Origin of the sequence: Streptomyces sp. NPDC046909 (genome assembly GCF_040644695.1) — a bacterium.
Lineage (GTDB): Bacteria > Actinomycetota > Actinomycetes > Streptomycetales > Streptomycetaceae > Streptomyces.
Genome location: NZ_JBEYXC010000006.1, coordinates 524,933 through 545,685 on the forward strand (window position 1 = coordinate 524,933; position 20,753 = coordinate 545,685).

At 71.6% G+C, this 20,753-nt stretch carries 20 protein-coding genes and 2 pseudogenes; 13 read left to right on the forward strand and 9 right to left on the reverse strand.

From position 1 onward, the window contains the following. Nucleotides 1-115 precede the first annotated feature (115 nt). From ABZ928_RS23120 to ABZ928_RS23135, 4 genes and pseudogenes are all read left to right on the forward strand, one after another. Entirely contained in the window at nt 116-1,438 is a 1,323-nt protein-coding gene (locus ABZ928_RS23120) for an aldehyde dehydrogenase family protein (RefSeq protein WP_361521971.1), read from the forward strand. Nucleotides 1,439-1,490: 52 nt separating this feature from the next. Continuing rightward, nucleotides 1,491-2,153 carry a hypothetical protein gene (locus tag ABZ928_RS23125; protein WP_361521974.1) on the forward strand — a complete coding sequence of 221 codons (663 nt, stop codon included), beginning with the start codon at nt 1,491-1,493 and terminating at the stop codon, nt 2,151-2,153. Between the two features lie 112 nt (nt 2,154-2,265). Continuing rightward, nucleotides 2,266-2,700: pseudogene (locus tag ABZ928_RS23130) on the forward strand (pyridoxamine 5'-phosphate oxidase family protein); the annotation flags it as partial. Nucleotides 2,701-2,780: 80 nt separating this feature from the next. Next, nucleotides 2,781-3,674 (forward strand): aldo/keto reductase, encoded by an 894-nt coding sequence (locus ABZ928_RS23135; RefSeq protein ID WP_361521977.1) that lies wholly within the window; start codon nt 2,781-2,783, stop codon nt 3,672-3,674. Here ABZ928_RS23135 and sph read toward each other — a convergent pair. The 3 genes and pseudogenes from sph to ABZ928_RS23150 form a co-directional block, all read right to left on the reverse strand. After that, a pseudogene (gene sph, locus ABZ928_RS23140) lies at nt 3,675-4,576 on the reverse strand (sphingomyelin phosphodiesterase). A 104-nt stretch (nt 4,577-4,680) separates the two neighbouring features. Further along, the gene (locus ABZ928_RS23145) at nt 4,681-4,935 is read right to left on the reverse strand and encodes a hypothetical protein (protein WP_361521980.1); all 255 of its coding nucleotides are present in this window, start codon (nt 4,933-4,935) and stop codon (nt 4,681-4,683) included. A 54-nt stretch (nt 4,936-4,989) separates the two neighbouring features. Further along, nucleotides 4,990-5,448, reverse strand: coding sequence for a pyridoxamine 5'-phosphate oxidase family protein (locus tag ABZ928_RS23150; RefSeq protein WP_361521983.1), 459 nt, complete (start codon nt 5,446-5,448; stop codon nt 4,990-4,992). A gap of 184 nt (nt 5,449-5,632) precedes the next feature. Between ABZ928_RS23150 and ABZ928_RS23155 the strand changes: the two genes are divergently transcribed. Together ABZ928_RS23155 and ABZ928_RS23160 are read left to right on the forward strand one after the other, a co-directional pair. Beyond that, on the forward strand, nt 5,633-6,025 hold the full coding sequence (locus ABZ928_RS23155; protein WP_361521986.1) for a VOC family protein: 393 nt from the start codon (nt 5,633-5,635) through the stop codon (nt 6,023-6,025). A 47-nt stretch (nt 6,026-6,072) separates the two neighbouring features. Beyond that, nucleotides 6,073-7,137, forward strand: a complete 1,065-nt coding sequence (locus ABZ928_RS23160; protein WP_361521989.1) for an adenosine deaminase — start codon at nt 6,073-6,075, stop codon at nt 7,135-7,137. Here ABZ928_RS23160 and ABZ928_RS23165 read toward each other — a convergent pair. The 3 genes from ABZ928_RS23165 to ABZ928_RS23175 form a co-directional block, all read right to left on the reverse strand. After that, the gene (locus tag ABZ928_RS23165) at nt 7,125-7,634 is read right to left on the reverse strand and encodes a DUF664 domain-containing protein (protein ID WP_361521991.1); all 510 of its coding nucleotides are present in this window, start codon (nt 7,632-7,634) and stop codon (nt 7,125-7,127) included. The two genes, ABZ928_RS23160 and ABZ928_RS23165, sit on opposite strands and share 13 nt — an antisense overlap. A 26-nt stretch (nt 7,635-7,660) precedes the next feature. Further along, nucleotides 7,661-9,148 carry a carotenoid oxygenase family protein gene (locus ABZ928_RS23170; protein WP_361521994.1) on the reverse strand — a complete coding sequence of 496 codons (1,488 nt, stop codon included), beginning with the start codon at nt 9,146-9,148 and terminating at the stop codon, nt 7,661-7,663. Between the two features lie 68 nt (nt 9,149-9,216). After that, nucleotides 9,217-10,134 carry a LysR substrate-binding domain-containing protein gene (locus tag ABZ928_RS23175; RefSeq protein WP_361521997.1) on the reverse strand — a complete coding sequence of 306 codons (918 nt, stop codon included), beginning with the start codon at nt 10,132-10,134 and terminating at the stop codon, nt 9,217-9,219. A 146-nt stretch (nt 10,135-10,280) separates the two neighbouring features. On the opposite strand from ABZ928_RS23175, the gene mgrA reads away from it, so the two are divergent. Beyond that, entirely contained in the window at nt 10,281-11,276 is a 996-nt protein-coding gene (gene mgrA / locus ABZ928_RS23180) for an L-glyceraldehyde 3-phosphate reductase (protein WP_361521999.1), read from the forward strand. Between the two features lie 46 nt (nt 11,277-11,322). Here the strand turns inward: mgrA and ABZ928_RS23185 are convergent, their stop codons facing one another. After that, nucleotides 11,323-11,706: a nuclear transport factor 2 family protein gene (locus ABZ928_RS23185; RefSeq protein WP_361522001.1), complete on the reverse strand. Its 384-nt coding sequence runs from the start codon at nt 11,704-11,706 to the stop codon at nt 11,323-11,325. A gap of 346 nt (nt 11,707-12,052) precedes the next feature. On the opposite strand from ABZ928_RS23185, the gene ABZ928_RS23190 reads away from it, so the two are divergent. From ABZ928_RS23190 to ABZ928_RS23205, 4 genes are read left to right on the forward strand one after another with little or no spacing between them, the layout of a single operon-like run. Next, nucleotides 12,053-12,463, forward strand: coding sequence for a hypothetical protein (locus tag ABZ928_RS23190; protein ID WP_361522004.1), 411 nt, complete (start codon nt 12,053-12,055; stop codon nt 12,461-12,463). 52 nt (nt 12,464-12,515) lie between these two features. Beyond that, nucleotides 12,516-14,858 carry an FHA domain-containing protein gene (locus tag ABZ928_RS23195; RefSeq protein WP_361522007.1) on the forward strand — a complete coding sequence of 781 codons (2,343 nt, stop codon included), beginning with the start codon at nt 12,516-12,518 and terminating at the stop codon, nt 14,856-14,858. After that, nucleotides 14,858-15,403, forward strand: coding sequence for a hypothetical protein (locus ABZ928_RS23200; protein ID WP_361522266.1), 546 nt, complete (start codon nt 14,858-14,860; stop codon nt 15,401-15,403). Before ABZ928_RS23195 ends, ABZ928_RS23200 begins: the two co-directional genes overlap by 1 nt. Beyond that, nucleotides 15,393-16,382 carry a serine/threonine-protein kinase gene (locus tag ABZ928_RS23205; protein WP_361522010.1) on the forward strand — a complete coding sequence of 330 codons (990 nt, stop codon included), beginning with the start codon at nt 15,393-15,395 and terminating at the stop codon, nt 16,380-16,382. Before ABZ928_RS23200 ends, ABZ928_RS23205 begins: the two co-directional genes overlap by 11 nt. A gap of 16 nt (nt 16,383-16,398) precedes the next feature. On the opposite strand, the gene ABZ928_RS23210 is transcribed toward ABZ928_RS23205, so the two are convergent. Beyond that, nucleotides 16,399-17,652, reverse strand: a complete 1,254-nt coding sequence (locus ABZ928_RS23210) for a streptophobe family protein (protein ID WP_361522013.1) — start codon at nt 17,650-17,652, stop codon at nt 16,399-16,401. Between the two features lie 174 nt (nt 17,653-17,826). On the opposite strand from ABZ928_RS23210, the gene ABZ928_RS23215 reads away from it, so the two are divergent. Continuing rightward, the gene (locus tag ABZ928_RS23215) at nt 17,827-19,104 is read left to right on the forward strand and encodes a DUF6777 domain-containing protein (RefSeq protein WP_361522016.1); all 1,278 of its coding nucleotides are present in this window, start codon (nt 17,827-17,829) and stop codon (nt 19,102-19,104) included. Between the two features lie 97 nt (nt 19,105-19,201). Next, nucleotides 19,202-19,657: an ATP-binding protein gene (locus ABZ928_RS23220; protein ID WP_361522019.1), complete on the forward strand. Its 456-nt coding sequence runs from the start codon at nt 19,202-19,204 to the stop codon at nt 19,655-19,657. 61 nt (nt 19,658-19,718) lie between these two features. Here the strand turns inward: ABZ928_RS23220 and ABZ928_RS23225 are convergent, their stop codons facing one another. After that, nucleotides 19,719-20,606, reverse strand: a complete 888-nt coding sequence (locus tag ABZ928_RS23225; RefSeq protein WP_361522022.1) for an RNA polymerase sigma factor SigF — start codon at nt 20,604-20,606, stop codon at nt 19,719-19,721. Nucleotides 20,607-20,753 lie beyond the last annotated feature (147 nt).

Sequence of the window (20,753 nt, forward strand, 5' to 3'; positions counted from 1 at the left end):
TAGCGCAAAGTTACTCACGTGGTGAGGGAATGCGTCCGGGTGTAGAAAAGGTTGGCATATACATCCAACCGTTCGAGGCCGTCCGCAGCGGCCCGCGCAGCACCAGCGAGGCATCGTGAACCACCCCGCCCCCGAGCAGCCCGCCGACATCGTCACCCGGCTGCGCGCCACCTTCCGCACCGGCCGCACCAAGCCCGTCGCATGGCGCACCGCCCAGCTGTGCGCCCTGCGCGAGATGCTCACCGAGCACGGTGCCGACCTCGCCGCCGCCCTCCACGCCGACCTCGGCAAGAGCGCCACCGAGGCCCACCGCACCGAGATCGGCTTCGTGATCCGCGAGATCGACCACACCCTCGACCACCTCGACGACTGGCTGCGCCCCGAGTCCGCCCCGGTCCCGCCGCACCTGGGCGCCGACGCCACCGCCTGGACGCAGTACGACCCGCTCGGCGTCGTCCTCGTCATCGCGCCCTGGAACTACCCGGCCCAGCTCCTGCTCGCCCCCGTCGTCGGCGCCCTCGCCTCCGGCAACGCCGTCGTGGTCAAGCCCAGCGAGATGGCCCCCGCCACCTCCGCCGCCCTGGCCCGTCTGCTGTCGGCCTTCCTCGACACCGAGGCCTTCGCCGTCGTCGAGGGCGGCGTCCCGGAGACCACGGCCCTGCTCGCCGAGCGCTTCGACCACATCTTCTACACCGGCAACGGCGCCGTCGGCCGGATCGTCATGCGCGCCGCCGCCGAGCACCTCACCCCGGTCACCCTCGAACTCGGCGGCAAGTCCCCGGCGTTCGTCGACCGCGACGCCGACCTCTCCGTCGTCGCCGACCGCCTGGCCCGCGGCAAGTTCCTCAACGCCGGACAGACCTGCGTCGCCCCCGACTACGTCCTGACCGACCCGGAGACCGCGGCGGCCCTGGAGCCCCTGTTCGCCAAGGCGGTCGAGGCCGTCTACGGCGCCGACGCCAAGGCCTCCGGCGAGTACGGCCGGATTGTGAACGAACGCCACTTCGACCGGCTGAGCGGCCTCCTCGACTCGGGCCGCGTCGTCGTCGGCGGCGACACCGACCGGTCCCAGAAGTACATCGCCCCGACCGTCCTGGCGGACGTCGACCCCGCGTCGCCCGTCATGCGGGAGGAGATCTTCGGCCCGATCCTCCCGATCGTCACCGTGCCGGACCTCGACCAGGCGATCGACTTCATCAACGACCGCGACAAGCCACTCGCCCTGTACGTCTTCACCGCCTCGCAGAACACCCGCGACCGCCTCGCCGCCGAAACCTCCTCCGGCGGCCTCGGCTACGGCCTCCCGCTCGCCCACCTCACCGTCTCCGACCTGCCGTTCGGCGGCGTCGGCGAGAGCGGCATGGGCAACTACCACGGCCGGTACTCGATCGAGACGTTCAGCCACCGCAAGGCCGTACTGGACAAGCCGCTGGCCTGAGCCGGCATGTGCTGAGCCGCCGGCCCGATTTCCCGCGTGCTGAACTGGGCCCATGCGCGCACGTGTTGTGGGAGTGGACGTCGGTTCGGTGGCCCTCGGCCGATTCGCCTGGGCCGCCGTCGACGTACCGTCGCCGACCCTCGCGGCGCAGGGGAGCGACCCGGAGACGGCGGTCCGGGCGCTGGCCGAAGGCCTGGCCTCCGGTGGCCGGGCCGCGCTCGTGCTGGAGGCGCCGATGTCCGTGCCGGTCCCTGCCGGGTGGCGGGAGCTGGGCCGGGCACGCGCGGGGGAGGGCAACCGCCCCTGGTCCGCCGGGGCGGGCGCCGGTGTCCTGGCCACCGGAATCGCCCAGGCCGCCTGGCTGCTGGCACGGCTGACCGAGATCCTCCCCGGCACGACGGCCACCACCCGCCCCGACCGCTGGACGGCCCCCGACGGCCCCCGCCTCCTGCTCGCTGAGGCACTGGTCTCCGGCGCCGGGAAACCCGTACCCACGGCCGCGGGACCGCACGCGGCGGACGCCGAGGCAGCGGCCCGGGCCCTGGCCGAGCGGCTGCCCGACCTGACCTCCGATGTGCACTGCGCACCGGAGCGCCCGTTCAGCCTGTTCGCGGCCGCCGCGCTGTGGGCAGGCCTCGACCTCCCGCCGGCGGAACTCCACACCGAGGTGACGGTCGTCCGGGCCCGTCCCGATTCCGGCCGTGCGACCCCCTGACGTATGACCACCGGCCGTGCGATGAGGGCCGGTGGTCCCTCACCTCCACGACCGTTCGCGGGGAGGATGGAACACGGACCCTGACACCGGGTGAAAGACGGCGAGGCATGTACCCCACGACGGATTCCGCGAGCTCGACCGTGCGGAGTGCCTGCGGCTGCTGGCGAGCGCACCCGTCGGGCGGATCGTCCACACCCGTCAGGCCCTGCCCGCCGTCCTCCCCGTCAACTTCGCCCTGGACGACGACGGCGCCGTCCTCCTGCGCACCTCCGCCGACTCCGAACTGGCCCGGGCGATCGACGGCGCGGTCGTCGCCTTCGAGGCGGACGAGGTCGACGCCGCCGCACGGTCCGGCTGGAGCGTCGTCGTCACCGGCCACGCCGCCGTGGTGACGGACCCGGCCGAGCGCGAGCGACTGTCCCGCGTCGGCCCGCGCTCGTGGGTGCCGGCGCCCCGGGAGGCCTTCGTGCGCATCGACTGCGAGCTGGTCACCGGACGGGCGCTGGTGGGCGGGCGGACGATGTACGGGGTCCGGATCGCCTCCTGAGCCGCCTCCCGAGGCGCCTGAGCCGCCCATGCGTACGCAAAGGACGTGCCTGCGGGTCGAACGTGTGTGACACTCCGCCGATGACCTCCGAAACGATCACCGCGGACGCCGCGGGCACCTGGAAACTCGGCGACCTGACCGTCAACCGCCTCGGCCTCGGCGCGATGCGTCTGACGGGCAGCGCGGCCTTCCACCACGGCGAGCCGAGCGACCGCGCGACGGCGATCGCCGTCCTGCACAAGGCGAGGGAGCTGGGCGTCGACCACATCGACACGGCGGCCTTCTACTTCTCCTCCCTGCGCTCCGCCAACGAACTGATCAACACGGCGCTGGCCCCCTACCCCGACGACCTGGTCGTCGTCACCAAGGTCGGGCCCTTCCGTGACTACTCGGGGGAGTGGGGCACCTCCGCCCGCCCCGAGGACCTGCGCGGCCATGTCGAGGAGAACCTGCGGCAGTTGGGCCGCGACCACCTGGACGTCGTGTACCTGCGGCGGATGCGGCAGGACTCGATCGCCGAGCACTTCGGCGCGCTGGCCGAACTGCGCGAGGCCGGGCTGATCCGCCACCTCGGCATCTCGGGCGTGGAGCCGCGCCACCTCGCCGAGGCCCAGGCCATCGCCCCGGTGGTGAGCGTCCAGAACCGGTACGCGCTGGATCACCCCGACGAACTCCTCCGTATCTGCGGGGAGCAGGGCATCGCGTACGTCCCGTTCTACGCGGTGGCCGGCACGGCGGGCGCGCACGGCGCGACCACGGACCACGAGGACGAGGTGCTCGCCATCGCGAAGGCGCACGACGCGAGCCCCGCGCAGATCCGTATCGCCTGGACACTGCACCAGGGCCCGCACGTGCTGGCCATCCCCGGCACGGGCAACCCCGGCCACCTCGTCGAGAACGTGGCGGCCGCCGGCATCCGCCTCACCGACGACGAGCTGGCCCGGCTCGACTCGGCGCACACGAAGGCGGGTTGATCAGCCCGCGCTGCCGATCACGGGGTAGTGGTCGGACAGGTTCGTGTACGTGTAGTCGGTACCCCAACTGGACACCGTCCAGGGCGCCGACTCCTCCTTGACGACCTCGTTCCGCCACACCACCGGACGGACGTGACCCGCGCGATGCAGGACGTGGTCCAGATCCTCGCGCGGGTCGTCCGGGTAGCGGTAGCGGGCGATCGAGTTCTCCGCGGTGTCGAAGGAGTACGGATGCCCGCTCCGCGCGTCCGCCCCGGCGAGCCCCGCGTCGGAGAGCATCGTGCCGTACTCGGCGCTGCGCGAGTCGACGTTCATGTCCCCCGCGACCAGGACCTCTTCACCCGCCGGGATGTTCTTGGCGTCCAGGAACGCGTCGATCGCCTTGAACTGCCGACTGCGCATGGCGGCGGCCTCACCGGAGCCGCACCCGGGATCGGTGGACTGAGCGTGCGTCCCGACGACGTGCACGCGCGTGCCGTTCACGTCCAACACCACATAGGCGAACCCCTTGTTGGACCACCAGTCCGCGCCGCACGCGTCCTTGTAGACGTACTGCTCCTTGCGCAGTACCGGCCACTTGCTGAGCACCGTCACCCCGCCGTCCTCGGGCGTCGTCGCCGAGTACGCCCCACCGGTCGCGTCCCACCCGCCCTTGCTCCGCCCGACCACCGGCGTCTGATACGGATACTCGCCCGCCGCAGCACTCTTCAGCGCGTCCGACGAGGAGTTGTCGAACGCCTCCTGCAACACCACGACGTCAACGTGTTGTACGTCAACACTCGCACGGACGGCGCCTGTTCAGCGCCCGAGGCGGCGGTGGTGGCTGAGGTGGTGGGCACGGCGGTGGCCGCGAGCGCGAGCACGGTCGCGCCCAGGGTGCGGCGCGTTGCGAGAGGCGTCACTGGATCTCCCTTGAGGGTGGAGGAGGTTGAGTGGCGCCGCACATCAAATCACCGGGGATTACTCTCAGGTGACACCCGTGCGAGGACTGGATGACCCCCAGCCGTCAGCTGCCGTCGCGGAGAGGATTCCCCGACCACCGGAACTGCTCGTTCGGCTCCTCACGTCGCTCCAGTACCCCCGCTCCGACGAGCTGAAGAAGCACCCCGTGCAGCGCGTCTCCCAACGGGTTGCCCGTCCAGAACACCCATTTGACCTCTGTGAACGCCTCGGACGCCCCGAAGATCCCCAGCGAATGGCCCACCAGGAACGCGGCACCGTCCCAGTCCGTCCAGTCGGCCAGGCCCTCGGAAAGATCCACGGCGCAATGGTGTCAGTGCGGAATCGATCCCGGTGCCCTTTCGCGGCCGCACCGCTAGGCGCTCCACACCCCGTCCCGCATGATGTGCCGCTTCGGCAGCTCGCGCACCTCGTGCCAGGCCTGCACCGCACTGGGCCGCACCTCGAAGAAGGCGTAGGACGGGCTGTCCTCCCGCGGATCCCAGCCGTGCTTCGCGAGGAAGGCCTCGGCGGCACCCTCCGGCACCTCCGGCAGGGGGTACGTCTCGACGGAACCGTCGATCAGCACCACGTCCCGCGTGTCCGCGAACGCCAGCCGGGCTCGGCGGCCGTCCCGGAGGTTGCGGCCGGTCGGATTGGTGAGCCGGGTCGCCAGCCACACGGACTCGGCGTGCCAGACGAACCAGAGCGGGACCATGCAGGGCAGCCCGTCGGAGTCCGCCGAGGCCACCCAGATGTCGGTCTCCCGTTCGAGACGGGCCAGGACGTCCTGCTTCCGGTCCTGGGGGCTGCGAGGGGGCTTGTCGATCTTCATGGACCCGGACGGTAGTCGGCACACAGGCCCACTCGCGTCGGTCCCGGGGCCCACTCCGGGTCGGCCGAGGGCCCTAGGACCGGCCGGGACCGACGCCGGGCCGGTGCTCGGCCCGCCCGCGACTGGCGTCCCGGAGGTTTTACGTATAACCTCTCCCGCTAATCACGCTCTCCGAAAGGCCCCGATGAGACGCATCGCCCTGGTCACCCTCGTCGTCGACGACTACGACGAGGCGATCCGCTTCTACACCGAGGCCCTCGGGTTCCGGCTCGTCGAGGACGCCCCGCGTCCGGACGGTTCGCGCTGGGTCGTCGTGACCCCCGGCGCGGAGGCGGGCGGCACCGGCCTGCTGCTCGCCCGGGCCAAGAGCGACGAGCAGCGCGCCCGGGTCGGCGACCAGACCGGCGGCCGTGTCGGGTTCTTCCTGCACACCGACGACTTCGCCCGCGACCACGCCCGTATGACCGCCGCGGGCGTGACCTTCCTGGAGGAGCCCCGGCACGAGCCCTACGGCTCGGTCGCCGTCTTCGAGGACCTGTACGGCAACCGCTGGGACCTGCTCCAGCCCGCCGCCTGACCTTCCTGCTTCCTGCCGTTCCGCCCCGCTCAAGGAAAGACCTCGCCATGACTGCTACGCGCGTAGACGCCGAAGTGATCCGCCGCCTCCCGAAGGCCTCCCTGCACGACCACCTCGACGGCGGCCTGCGCCCCGCCACCGTGGTGGAGCTCGCGGCCGAGGTCGGTCACACCCTGCCCACCACCGACCCGGACGAGCTGGCCGCCTGGTACTACGACGCCGCGAACTCCGGCGACCTGGTCCGCTACATAGCCACCTTCGAGCACACCCTCGCCGTGATGCAGAGCCGCGAGGGCCTGTTGCGCACCGCCGAGGAGTACGTCCTCGACCTGGCCGCCGACGGTGTCGTCTACGGCGAGGTGCGCTACGCCCCCGAGCTGAACACCCGGGGCGGGCTGACGATGAGCGAGGTCGTCGAGACCGTCCAGGAGGGGCTCGCCGCCGGTATGGCCAAGGCGGCCGCCGCCGGCACCCCGGTCCGCGTCGGCACCCTGCTCTGCGGCATGCGCATGTTCGACCGGGTCGCCGAGGCGGCCGACCTCGCCGTCGCCTTCCGTGACGCGGGCGTCGTCGGCTTCGACATCGCCGGCGCCGAGGACGGCTTCCCGCCCGCCGACCACCTCGCCGCCTTCGAGAAGCTGCGCCGCGAGAGCGTCCCGTTCACCATCCACGCCGGCGAGGCGCACGGCCTGCCCAGCATCCACCAGGCCCTCCAGGTCTGCGGCGCCCAGCGCATCGGCCACGGCGTCCGGATCACCGAGGACATCGTGGACGGCAAGCTCGGCCGCCTCGCGGGCTGGGTGCGCGACCGCCGCATCGCCCTGGAGATGTGCCCCACCTCCAACCTCCAGACCGGCGCCGCCACCTCGATCGCCGAGCACCCGATCACCGCGCTCAAGGACCTCGGCTTCCGCGTCACCCTCAACACCGACAACCGTCTGGTGTCCGGCACGACGATGACCCGTGAGATGTCCCTGCTGGTCGAGGAGGCGGGCTGGACGGTCGAGGACCTGCGCACGGTCACGGTGAACGCCGTCAAGAGCGCGTTCATCCCGTTCGACGAGCGCAAGGCCCTCATCGAGGACGTCGTCCTGCCGGGCTACGCGCTCTGACGCAGCCCCCGCAGATAGGCGGCCTGGCCCACGTGCTCCAGATCGTCGGCCAGGACGCTCACCAGCCGGACGCCCAGGGTGACCGGCGGATCCCAGTTCGTGTCCACGACACGTTCCAGGTCCGCCGCGGTCACCCCGCGCAGCGCCTCCAGACTCTGGGCGTGGACGGCGTCGTAATAGCCGGTCAGCAGCTCGGCGGAGTCGACCCGCACCTTCGCGACCTGCGCGGAGGTGTGGCCGTACCCGTGGTCGCGGGGCGGCAGGTCGAGGCCGAAGCGCTTCTCCCAGTCCTGGGTCAGCCAGACCTGGTCGAGCCCGAAGGCGTCGGCCAGGTGGTCGTCCTGGATCCGGGTGAGGTGCCAGACCAGCCAGCTGATCGAGTTGGCGTCGGGGCCGGGGCGGTGGTTGAGGTCGTCGGGGGCCAGGCCCTCGACGGCGGCATGGACTTCTTCCTGGATGCGGCTGAAACCGTCGATGAGGATGTCCTTTGCATGCATGCCTCCCACCATCGCACCTCGGCGCCTCACGCGTCCGGAATCCAGCTCCCGTGGAACCCGAGCGGCACCCGCCCCGGCAGATGGATCCGGGCGACCGGCTCCCCGGTGAAGTCCTGCGCGGCCAGGATCAGCAGATCGGACGCGCCCCGATCGGGATTGTGGACGTACGCGATCGCGTATCCGTCGTCCTCGGCCGCACTGTGCTCGCGCGGCACGAACACGGCCTCGCTCGCGGCCGCCCCGCGCGGCAGCCGGTGCACCTGGGTCGTGGCGCGCGACAGGTCGTGCTTGATGAGCCCGTTGCGGAACGCCCGGTCGGGCGGATTGCCGTCGACCGCCATGTAGGCCGGCGCCATCTCGCCGAACGCCGCCGAGTAGCCGTAGCGATGCCGCCGGGACACCAACGACTCGTTCACACGCGGGAATTCCTGCGGCCGGTCGTCGAGGGTCCGGGTCCGTACCCGCCCGTGCCGCAGGTCGACCGTCCACCGGTCGAGCCGCGGGGTGCTCGCCCCGTGGGGACCGCCCGAGCCGTTCCCCGCGACGTAGAAGGGCGCGTCGAAGTTCGTCATGTCGACGATGATCTCCGAGCCCTCCTCGTACGCGTTGAGCGTGTGCGAGTAGTAGACCGGGTCGACCTCGAACCAGCGCACCGCACCGCCCTTCCGCGGCAGCACCCCGACCCGCGCCGGGTGCTTGTCGTTCCAGACGTACGGGACGATGTCGCCCCGCTCGGCGCCCGCCGGGTCGAAGGTGACCGGCATGTCGAGCAGGACGACGTGGTGCTCGGTGAGGGCGAAGTCATGGATCATCGGCGCGTCCGCCACCGGGATCCTGGCGGTACGGGACACCCGGCCCGCCGGATCCACGACCAGGTGCCGCACATGGTCCCAGGTCGGGTAGTAGGCGATGGCGTGCAGTTCACCGGCCTCGGCGTCGAACTTGGTGTGCGCGGTGAGCGGGCCCTTCAGGGTGCCCCGGAAGTCGTACGTGCCCACGGTGTTGAGCTCGTCGTCGAGTTCGTACGGCAGCGGACCGCTCTCCTGGAGCGTGAGGATCCGCCCCCGGTACGGGATCACATGGGTGTTGCACGGGAAGTCGTCCGGCGGCACCGGCCCCGGATAGGGCTCGCCGAGCTTCTTCGCCACCTGGGACGAGCGCACCCAGCGGTTGCGGTACCACTCGGCGCGGCCGTCGCGCAGCCGGACGCCGTGCACCATGCCGTCGCCGAGCATCCAGTGGTGGGCGCGCGGGTCCTCAAGTCCCAGGACGTTGGGGCCGTTGCGCAGATAGCGCCCGTTGAGGTCGCGCGGAACGCGCCCGGTGACCGGCAGGTCGAAGGCCGTCAGTTCCTCCGTGACGGGCTCGAACGCGCCCTCCAGGAAGGGGAATCGGCGTGCCGTGGCCGTCTGAGGGGCGGCGGCCGCCGCCCGCGCTCCCGTGGCGGCGAGTCCGCCCGCCGCCGCGATGGCCGCCGCGCCGCGCAGTACGTTGCGTCGTGTGGGGTCCGTCATCTCCCGTACTCCTGACCGCAGTTGTCGTGAGTGGATGCTCATGAGTCTGCGGTCGGGAACGCGCCGGGTCAGGAGGGGTGGACCCCGTCCTGGGGTGTACCCAGACCCCCTGTTTCCAGCAGCGCCATCAGGGCCCGCGCCGCCGGGCTGGTGGCCTGCTCGGGCGGCAGCAGCGCGACGGTCTCGTACACGGTCTCCCCGGTGCCCTTCACCGGCAGCGCGGTCAGCGCCGGGCGCTTGTGCCTAAAGTGCCGCGGTACGACGGCGACACCCAGGTTCTCGTCCACCAGGTCCAGGAGGCTGTGCACGTCGTTCACCTCAAGGGCCACGGCCCGCCGTACGCCCGCGGCGGCGAACGCGGCGTCGGTGGTGCGGCGCGGGCCCCAGTCCGGGTGGAAGTCGACGAACACCTCCCCGCCCAGATCCTCCGGAGTCACGGCCGCCCCGGCGCGCGCGAGCCGGTGCTCCGGATGGCACAGCACGGTCATCGGTTCCCCGGCCAGCGGTACGACCCTCAGCTGGTCGGTGTCCTCCTGGGCCGTCCGTACCGCGAAGGCCAGGTCGAGGCGCCCGGCCGCGACCTCCTCCGCGAGCGCGCCCGAGCCGGCTTGCCGCAGACAGATCTCCACGTCCGGATGTTGGCGCCGGAACGCGGCGAGCAGCCCCGCCACGTGCACCCCCGCGATGCACTGCTCGGAGCCGAGCGCGAGCATGCCGCGCAGCACCCCCTGCACGGCGGCCACCGCCTCATGGGCCGCGCGCACCTGCGCCAGGATCCGCTCCGCCTCGCCCAGCAGCGCCCGCCCGGCCGGGGTGAGCGTCACCCGCCGGGTCGTGCGCACGAACAGCGGGGTCTGGAGCTCCCGCTCCAGTGCCCGGATGGAGGCGGACAGCCCCGACTGGGAGACCAGCAGCCGTTCGGCGGCGCGGGTGAAGTGCTGATCCTCGGCGACCGCGACGAAGTGCTGGAGATGGCGGAGTTCCATGACGTGGAAGCCTACTCAGAAACCTGTCCGCTGAATTCCATCGGATTCTTCTGTTGGACCAATGCCCCCAGGTCGCGAAAGAGTGGACGACGGTTCTCAGGAAACCGTGGTTCTCAGGAAACCGTGCCAACCCCTCTGGAGTCGCGTTGTACACCGCACACCCCGACCGCTACTCGGACATGCCCTACCGGCGCACCGGACGCAGCGGCCTGAAGCTTCCCGCGATCTCGCTCGGCCTGTGGCACAACTTCGGCCCCGCGGACCGCACCGTCGAGACGCAGCGCGCGATCCTGCGCCGTGCCTTCGACCTCGGGGTCACCCACTTCGACCTGGCCAACAACTACGGCCCGCCGCCCGGCGCCGCCGAGTCCGCGTTCGGCGAGGCCCTGAAGGCCGACCTCGCCGCCTACCGCGACGAACTGATCATCTCCACCAAGGCCGGCTACCTGATGTGGCCCGGCCCGTACGGCGAGTGGGGCTCGCGCAAGTACCTGCTCAGCTCCCTGGACCAGAGCCTGACGCGGATGGGCCTCGACTACGTCGACGTCTTCTACTCGCACCGCCCCGACCCGGAGACTCCGCTGGAGGAGACGATGGGCGCCCTGCACTCCGCCGTGCAGCAGGGCAAGGCGCTCTACGTCGGCATCTCCAACTACTCCGCCGAGCAGACCCGGGAGGCCGCCCGCATCCTGGGCGAGCTGGGCACCCCGCTCCTCATCCACCAGCCGCGCTACTCGATGCTCGACCGGCGCCCCGAGGACGAGGGCCTGCTCGACGCCCTGGACGAGCTCCAGGTCGGCTCGATCGTCTTCTCCCCGCTGGAGCAGGGCCTGCTCACCGGCCGCTACCTCGACGGCATCCCGGAGGACTCGCGGGCCGCGAGCGACAGCCCGTTCCTGAACTCCGACGCCCTCACCGAGGACCTGGTGGCCCAGCTGCGCGAGCTGAACGACATCGCCAAGTCCCGCGGCCAGACCCTGGCCCAGCTGGCGCTGGCCTGGGTCCTGCGCGGCGGCCGGGTCACCTCCGCCCTCGTCGGCGCGAGCAGCCCGCAGCAGATCGAGGACAGCGTCGGCACGATCGCCAACCTGGACTTCGACGCGGAGGAGCTGGCCCGCATCGACGCGGTGATCAAGAAGTAGTCCGCAGGGGAGGCGGGCGGCCGGCGTGCCGCCCGCCTCCCGTGTGTCACGCCCCGGCGGGCACCCGGTCCAGAAAGCCGAGCACCGAGCGGATACGGCCCTGCTCGTCCAGCGTGATCACATCGAAGCCCGCGACGGGCGCGCTGCCGTCGGCCTCGTTCACCAGCTCCCAGGAGAAGCGCGCGGTGTCGTGATGGCCGTCCACGGCTCCGGCCGGGCGGAAGGCGAATCCCGGGAACTGCTCATGGGCCGCCGCGATCACCGCGGCGATCCGCTCGTGCCCGGTGACATCGGCCAGGGGGTCGGTGTAGGTGCCGTCCGCGGCCCAGGCGGCCGCCACCGCCTTGGTGAGCGTCTCCTGATCGAGGGCGTTCCAGGCCTCGAAGTAACGGGCTATGGCAGTCTCGTAACGGTCGGTGGTGGCGGGCATGCGGAATCAGCCTCCGTCGAGGTCGTAGCTGCTGGTCAGGACCCGGATCCCGGTTGCGGTGACCCGGTACCGCAACTCTGCCCGTCGCGCCGCGGACCGTCGATTACCCCTGAGGTAATGCCGACGGTCACCGTATTTCGGCCAACTCCCGCGGTGAATATGCCAGGAGACTGGCCGGAAAGTCGTGGTGACAGTGTTTCAGTAGTGAACATACTCAACTGACAGGGCATTCACATCGAGCGAGGATGCCATCACGCACCGCACATGAGCCGCGGTACCCGCAGCACGAGAGCCGCACCGAAAGCGAGGCAAGCCGAGAGGCGCACTACGCACCGGGGGAGTGAACGTGCACGACGAATTCCTGTGCCATGTCACCGCGTACGGAACGTGCGAGGGGAAACGTATCGGCGTACCCCTGGGCAGCTATCGTGCGCCCACCCTCGCCCTGGCGCTGTGGTGGCTGCGGGACCGGGCGTCCTGGATCGCCGAGCGGCTCGATCCGCACCCGGAGGTGAGCCGCATCCCTCCCAGCGCGCTCGTCCCGGTCGCCCCCACGGTGCCCGACGTGCCCGCGGTGCTGCGGGCCTGGTGCGCCGACGACGCCCAACAGGAGCTGGTCGCCGACGAGTTGGCGGCCGGACGGCTGATCCGGATCGCCACCAGCGACGACACCACCGAGTACGAACTGCTGGCCGAGTCCGTGGACGCGCTGCGGATGCAGCGGACGATTCCGGCGCTGGTGGTGTCCGTGGGCTGAGGTCCTCGGGCGACGCCGGGCGCATATCTGGTCGAATCGGTAGAATTTCGGCATGGCAGAGCGGCCGAGCGCGCCGACTGCGCCCGAACTCGTCCTGGAGACCGAGACCGGCTCCACGGTGATGAGTCCGAGCCGCGACTACCACGTCGGACGCGATCCGTTGAGCGACATCGTGATCGACGATGCCCGGGTCTCGTGGCACCACGCGGTGCTGCGGCCCGAGGCCGACCACTGGACCCTGGAGGACGAGCACAGCACGAACGGCACCTACGCCGACGGCCGACGCGTCGACGAGTGGAGCGTCGGCCCCGGCTGCGTGATCCGCTTCGGCAGCCCGAACGACGGCCCGCGAGCCGTCCTGGTCGGGCCACCGAGAGAACGCCCCTCGGCCGTCGCGGCCGTGTCCATGCCGGCCCTCACCGGCACCTTCCGCCAGCCCACCACCGTCCGCCCACTGCCCACCCGCACCGTCCGCATCGGCCGCGCCGCCGACAACGACCTCGTCATCGACGACCTCGTCGTCTCCCGCCGGCACGCCGAGCTGCGCGCCCAGCCCGACGGGACGTACGAGATCGTCGACCTCGGCAGCCACAACGGCACCTACCTCAACGGCGGCCCCGTCACCCGCGCGCTGCTCGGCCCCGGTGACGTCGTCGGCATCGGGCACTCCGCGTTCTGCCTGGTCGGCGACGAGCTCCAGGAGTACGTCGACACCGGCGAGGTCTCTCTGGACGTCCAGGACCTCACCGTCGCCGTCGACCATGGCCGCAAGACGCTCCTGGACCACGTGTCGTTCCCGGTGGGGGAGAAGTGCCTGCTCGCGGTCGTCGGCCCGAGCGGCGCCGGAAAGTCCACGCTCCTCGGCGCCCTCACCGGCCAGCGACCCGCCGACCACGGCACGGTCCTGTACGACGGCCGCGACCTCTACCGCGACTACGCCGAACTGCGCCAGCGCATCGGCCTCGTCCCCCAGGACGACATCCTGCACGCCCAGCTCACCGTCCGTGCCGCGCTGTCCTACGCCGCCGAACTCCGCTTCCCGCAGGACACCGCCAAGGCCGAACGGCAGGCCAGGGTCGAGGAGGTCATCCGCGAACTGGGCCTCGAACAGCGTGCGGAGCAGCCCGTGCACAGCCTCTCCGGCGGCCAGCGCAAGAGGGTCAGCGTCGCCCTGGAACTGCTCACCAAGCCCTCGCTGCTCTTCCTCGACGAACCGACCTCGGGCCTCGACCCCGGCATGGACCGCTCGGTGATGCACATGCTGCGCGGCCTCGCCGACGACGGCCGCACCGTCATCGTCGTCACCCACAGCGTCCTCAGCCTCGACGTCTGCGACCGGCTCCTCGTCCTCGCGCCGGGCGGGAAGATCGCCTACTACGGCCCGCCCGAGGACACCCTCGCCTACTTCGGCTACGCACAGTGGCCGGAGGCCTTCGAGGCCTTCGAACGGGACCAGGGCCGGGACTGGGCGGGCGAGTTCCGCACCTCGCCCTTCCGGCGGCAGTACGTCACCGAGGCCACAGGGCAGCCCCGCGTGCCGCGCTCGGGCCCGGTCGTCATCACCCCGCCGCCCCGGCCCCGCAGCCGCGGTGCCCAGCTCGGCACGCTGATCCGCCGCTACGCCGCCGCGCTCAGCGCCGACCGCACCTTCCTGGTCATCATGGTCGCCCTGCCGTTCGTGATGGGCGCCATGGCCCGCGCCCTGGCCGGCAGCAAGCTGACCCAGGAGACGGCGATGAACGCGCTGCTCATCCTGTGCGTCGGCGGTGTGCTCACCGGCGCGGCCAACGCGGTGCGCGAACTGGTCAAGGAGCGCACCATCTACCAGCGCGAACGGGCCGTGGGCCTGTCCAGATCGGCGTATCTGATGTCGAAGGTCGTCGTGCTGGGCACGATCACCGTGCTCCAGGCCGTGGTCCTGACCCTGGTCGCCCTGTTCGGCGTCGACCTCAACGCGCCCGGCGGCGAAGGCGTGTTGATGCCGCCCCTTGCCGAGATCACCATCGCGGTCGCCCTGCTGGCGTTCACGGCGATGATGCTCGGCCTGCTGATCTCCGCGCTGGTGCGCAAGGAGGAGGTGACGATGCCACTGCTGGTGCTGCTCGCCATCGTCCAAGTCGTCTTCTGCGGCGCCCTGCTGAAACTCGACGGCGTGCCCGGCCTGGAGCAGCTGTCCTGGCTGGTGCCCTCGCGCTGGGCACTCGGCGCCATGGCCGGCACGCTCGGCCTCGCCCGGATCGTGCCCGGTGAACTGACCGGCGATCCCCTGTTCAAGCACTCGGCGGGGGTGTGGCTGTTGAACGTGGCCATGCTCGTCGTGCTGTCGGCTGTGTTCGGCTACGTCGTGTCCCGGCTGCTGCGCCGCCACGAACCGGCGATCCTGCGGAAGTCATGATGGCGACCCCCGGATTCCGGCCCACCCACGTCGTCCCCCAGCACGGCATGCCCGCCTGGGAGGCCCCCGACCCCGCCCGGCCCACCGTCCCCCTCGACCCGCTGCTGCCGGTCCAGCTGGTGGAGCGGCGCGGCGACTGGGGCCATGTCCTGTGCGCCAACGGCTGGTCGGCCTGGGTCGACGGCCGGTTCCTGGTCGCCGTACCACCGGATCCGCCGGCCGCCGACAGCGCCCTCGCCCGTACGGCCGACCCGCGCCCCCTGCTGGCCCTCGCCGAGCAGACCCTGGCCGGTTACCGGGCCGCGGTCGAGGAACTGGCCACGGGCGCCCTGGACGGCGAGGCCTTCCGGGCCCGCACGCGCGGGCGGCGCGTCGGAGTCGTCGTCGACGGCGACTCCGTGTGGCTGTACGACGCCGCGCACGGCCGCTGGGTGTACGCCGACGGCACCCGCCTCACCACCTACGCGACGGACGAGCCGCCCCGGGCCGGCGCCGCCGCCGAGGACCACGCCCCCACCCAGGTCGTGACCCCCGATGGCCCGTGACACGAGCCTCTTCTCCGGCCGCCCTTCGGAGCTGATCGGCCGGCAGATCGCCGGGTACCGCATCGAGCGCGAGATCGGCCGCGGCGGCATGGCGGTCGTCTACCGAGCCCGCGATCTGCGTCTGGAGCGCACGGTCGCCCTCAAGCTCCTCGCGCCCGAACTCGCCCGCAACGACACCTTCCGCCGCCGCTTCACCCACGAGTCCCGAGCCGCCGCCGCGATCGACCACCCGCACATCGTCCCCGTCTTCGAGGCGGGCGAGACCGACGGCGTCCTGTACATCGCCATGCGCTACGTCGAGGGCAGCGACCTGCGTCATCTCCTCGACCGCAAGGGCCCGTTGGCGCCCGGAACCGCCCTGCGCATCGCCGCCCAGGTCGCCTCCGCGCTGGACGCCGCCCATGAGCACGGCCTCGTCCACCGGGACGTCAAACCCGGCAACATCCTGGTCGCCCGCGGCACCGACAGCGACCACCCCGAGCACGCCTACCTCACCGACTTCGGCCTGACCAAGAAGTCCCTGTCGCTCACCGGCTTCACCTCCGTCGGCCAGTTCGTGGGCACGCTGGACTACGTGGCCCCGGAGCAGATCTCGGGCAAGCCGGTCGACGGACGCTGCGACGTCTACGGCTTCGCGTGCGTCGTCTACGAGTCCCTCGCGGGCCGCCCCCCGTTCCGCCGCGACGACGACATGGCCCTCCTGTGGGCCCACCAGTACGACGAGCCGCCCCCGTTGACCGAGTTCCGCCCCGACCTGGCCCGGGACGTCGACACCGTGTTCGCCCAGGGCATGGCCAAGAGCCCGGACGCCCGCTACGACACCTGCCTCGCCTTCGTCGCGGCCCTGCGCTCCGCCACCACCGGTGACGCCTCCGGGGGCCACGCGCCGACGGAGGTGGACCGGAGGGTCGTAGCACCCTCCGAGGACGGACCGAAGCGGCCGCCGCCGTGGGCCCGACCGGTGTTCAAGGGAGGCTAGTTCCGCCGGACAGGCCCTAGTCCTGCCGGTGCACCGGGCCCGCCAGCAGCGCGCCCACGAAACCCGCGACCAGCCCCCACAGCGCCGCCAGACCGACGGCGGACCACAGCTTCGGCTTCAGCACGAGCTCCCCGTTCAGATCGCCGCCGAGGTCGCCGATGCCGAGGACCGACAGGCCGTAGTGCGCGGCGATACGGCCCATGAGGCAGATCATCAGGACGGTCAGCGCCAGGGCGACCGCCAGATGCAGGGCGTGCTGCCAGGCGCGCATCCTGGCCGGTGAACGGGCCGCCATCAGGAACGCGACGGCCAGCAGCAGGACCGCGTCCACGGCGACCAGCCACCACACCCGGCCGTCGTACTCGGCCAGCGAGCGCAGATTCAGCGTGGCGGTGTCCGAGCCGCGCAGCACCTCGTCGAGGACGTGCGGCATCGGCAGCCCGAACGGGCCCTCGACCCGCCCCTCCCAGGTCGCGCCGAGGCCGATGGTGAACGTCAGCCACACCAGGTTCGGCATGCCGAGCAGGATCACCGCGAGGGTCGCGGGCGTGTGCCCGCGCGTGAACGCCACGACGAGGGCGATGAGGATGCCCAGGACCACGTAGGCCAGGAGCAGCACGACCATCGCGTACGCCGCAGGGCGTACCGTCGCCTGGAAGCGCAGCAGCCGGGGCGGGAGCGGGGCGCCGCGCGAGACCAGCAGGGCCAGGATCAGGACACCGGCCAGCCACAGCAGGCCGAAGCACAGCGTCTGCGGTACGGCCGTCTTGAAGCCGACCTCCGGCGAGATCCCGAAGACGTCGCCGAGGTCGGAGAGCGCGTTGTCGCCGAGGGAGAGCTGGAAGGTCTGGCGGGCGCCGAGGGCCAGTCCGATCAGCCCGAGGAGCCACAGCACGGCGATCCTTCCCGCCCAGCCGGCCAGTTCGGCGGCGCCCGCGACCGCCCGGTGCCGCAGCGGCCGCAGGAAGCCCGCCGCGATCGCCAGCGCCCCGGCCAGCGTGACCGACAGCGGGATCACGGTGAGGCCCGCCTGTGTGTCCGCGAGGCCTCCCGCGTTCCCGGAGAGTTCGATCGTGCCGCCGACCGCGGTGACCACCGTCGCCGCCACGACCCGGGGGAACGCCCCGTCGGGGAGGTCGGTCGCCCCGGCCGCCCACAGTCCGAGGGCCGCCGTCACGACCATGGCGAGCAGTCCGCACAGCACCGCGAGGACGGCCTGTACCCAGCCGTGCGGGGCAATGGCCTGGTCGGAGCGGGTTTTCGGGCTCACCCTGTCCACGCTAAGCAGCGGCCGCGGAGCCCGCCCGCCGGGAGGGCCGTCCGCGTCGGCTTGCGAGCGGCACGGGACCGGAGCACACAATGGGAACGTCGTGGATAAAAGCGGCGTAAACGCACGAAACAACGCACGACGGTCGCCGCGATCCCACGTCGGGAAGAAGGGCTCGTGAGCGTCGAACCTCCGTCCTCCGGCCGGCCCACCGGACCGCCCTCCGGTCCGCTGTCGGGACCCTCCCAGCCGCCCTCGGGGCCACCGTCACAGCCCCCGGGCAGCAGCGGGGGAGCACCGTCGCCGGAGCCGCACCGCCCCTGGTGGCGATCCGTGCCCCGGGTCGCCGTGCTGGCCACCGCGGTCGTGGCCGCCGTGGTCCTCGCCCTGGTCTTCAGCCGTTCCGACGGCGGGGGTTCCGGCAAGAACGGCGAGGTCTTCCTCCAGGCCGCCGCCAAGACCGGCCCCGACCCCTTCACCGAGTCGACCGCGAAGGACAGCTCCGCCGCACCCGTCTCCGCCGCCCCGGCCACCGAGTCCGCCTCCGCCAACGCGGTGCGCGCGGTCGACGGCGGCGCGCCCGGCCTCTACGGCGGCACCCGCAACATCTCCAGCTGTGACGTGGAGGCCCAGATCAAGGCCCTCCAGGCGAAGCCCTCCGTCAACCAGGCATTCGCCTCGGTCGCCGGGGTCCAGCCGTCCGGCGTCCCCGGCTATCTGCGCTCGCTCACCCCGGTCCAGCTGCGCGCGGACACCCGCGTCACCAACCACGGCTACCGCGACGGAGCCGCCACCAGCTACCAGGCCGTCCTCCAGGCCGGCACCGCCGTCCTCGTCGACAGCCACGGCGTACCGCGCGTGCGCTGCGCCTGCGGCAACCCGCTGACCCCGCCGGTCGCCCAGCAGAGCACCCCGAAGCGCACCGGCGACACCTGGTCGGGATACCGGCCCTCGAACGTCGTCGTGGTCGCGCCCTCGGTGACCGTCATCAACATCTTCGTGATCTACGACCCCGACTCCGACGACTGGATCGCCCGCCACAGCGGTGACACGGGCCACAAGGACAAGCCGACCGAGCCGCCGGTGAACCCGGCCTCGCCGTCCCCGAGCGTGATCACACCGACGGCCCCCAGCTCCTCGGACTCGACCTCGCCGTCCACTTCGCCCTCTTCCCCGGTGCCGTGCGTCTCCACCACCACCGGCACCCCGACCGGAACGCCCACGGGCACTCCCAGCGGCTCGGCGACCCCATGCCCGCCGACCTCGACGGCCCCGTCCTCGCCGAACCCGTCGCCCAGCTCGCTGCCGCCCACGTCGGAGCCCGAGACCACGCAGGAGGAGGAGTCCACGCCCGACACCTCGGCGCCCCAGCCCCCACTGGCCTCCGACACGGAAACCGAGTCGGCGTCCACGTACAGTGCCCCCGAGTTCACCGTGACGTCACCGGCCGTGTGACCGACACGACCCGTTACGTGGACTGCCGGGCCGCGCTCGGGGTACGAGCACTGGTGCAGCAGGCGTCCGGCCAGTCCGGCTTCCGAGAGAGACATGCATGATCGACCACCTGGACGGGGCAGTGATACCGACTGGTTTCGACGTGCCCGTGGACCCACTACGGCGGGCGGCCCACTACACCGGCGAACCGGGATGCATCGCCGAGGCCCGGCACTTCGCCGCGCACTTCCTCGATCAGCTCAGGACCGAGTGGTGCGCCGAGATCGGCGACCGGGCCGACGACGAGGTGCTCCTCGTGGTGAGCGAGCTGGTCACCAACGCCGACCGGCACAGCAACGGGCCGTACATCCTCGATCTGGAGGGCACGGACGCCGCGGTCACGGTGTCCGTGTACGACAGCAGCGCGGCGCTGCCCCTGCGCTTCCCGAAGGATCCGGAGCGCGTCGGCCGGCACGGCCTGGAGATAGTGCACGCCCTGGCGGCCGAGGTGAGCGCGGAACGGGTGCCGGTCGGCAAGAGAGTGAGCGCGGTGCTGACCCTCGGCAAGGAGTGACCGTCGAAGGCGCCTCCGACGGTCACCATTCCCTGTCCGACTCAGTCCGGCTCAGTCCGAGTCAGGCGCAGCCCAGCTCGCCCAGCATGCCCGTGCGCAGGCGCGTGATGATCCGCTTGATCAGCCGGGACACATGCATCTGGGAGCAGCCCAGCTGTTCGCCGATCTCCGCCTGGGTGGCCTCCTCCACGAACCGTAGATGCAGGATCTGCCGGTCCCGCTCGCTGAGTTCGGCCATCAGCGGGGCGAGCGACTGGAAGTCCTCGACCAGCCGCAGCCCGTCCTCCTCCACGCCGATGAAGTCGGCGAGCACCGCCTCGCCGCCCTCGGGGCCGTCGCCGGTCAACGCGGCGTCCAGGGAGGAGGAGTTGTAGCCGTTGGCGGCGATCTGCGCCTCGACGACCTCGTTCTCGGGGATGTTCATCAGGGTGGCGAGCTCGGCCACCGTCGGCTCCCGGTCCAGCCGGCTGGCCAGTTCCTCGCGTGCCTTGGCGAGTTCGACCCGCAGTTCCTGGAGCCGGCGCGGTACGTGCACGGCCCAGGTGGTGTCACGGAAGAAGCGCTTGATCTCGCCCACGATGTAGGGCAGCGCGAAGGACGTGAACTCGACCTCCCGCGTCAGGTCGAACCGGTCGATGGCCTTGATCAGGCCGATCATGCCGGTCTGGACGATGTCCTCCATGTCGTCCCCGCGACCGCGGAACCGGCCGGCGGCGAACCGCACCAGGGACATGTTCATCTCGATGAGCGTGTTGCGCGCGTACTGGTATTCGTGCGTGCCCTCCTCCAGCTCGGTCAGACGCTGGAAGAACTGGCGGGACAGTTCCCGGGCGTCGCGCGGGGCGACACTCCGTGGCTCCACGACTCCAGGAAGTGATGTGTCACCCGTGCTGGTCCCGGCGGTCTTCTCGACGACCTGTGCCTCCGACCGGATCACGGCGGTGTCCATTTACCTCTCCCACGCAGGTCACGGCTTGACGTCAGCCTCCTCAGCCCCGGGTGTCCCCGGAACTGTTGCTTCGCGGTCCCCCGAGTACCCGGATCACGACGAGCTATGCGTACGCCAGCCGCTGACCAGCGGGTTGCCCGCGGGCCC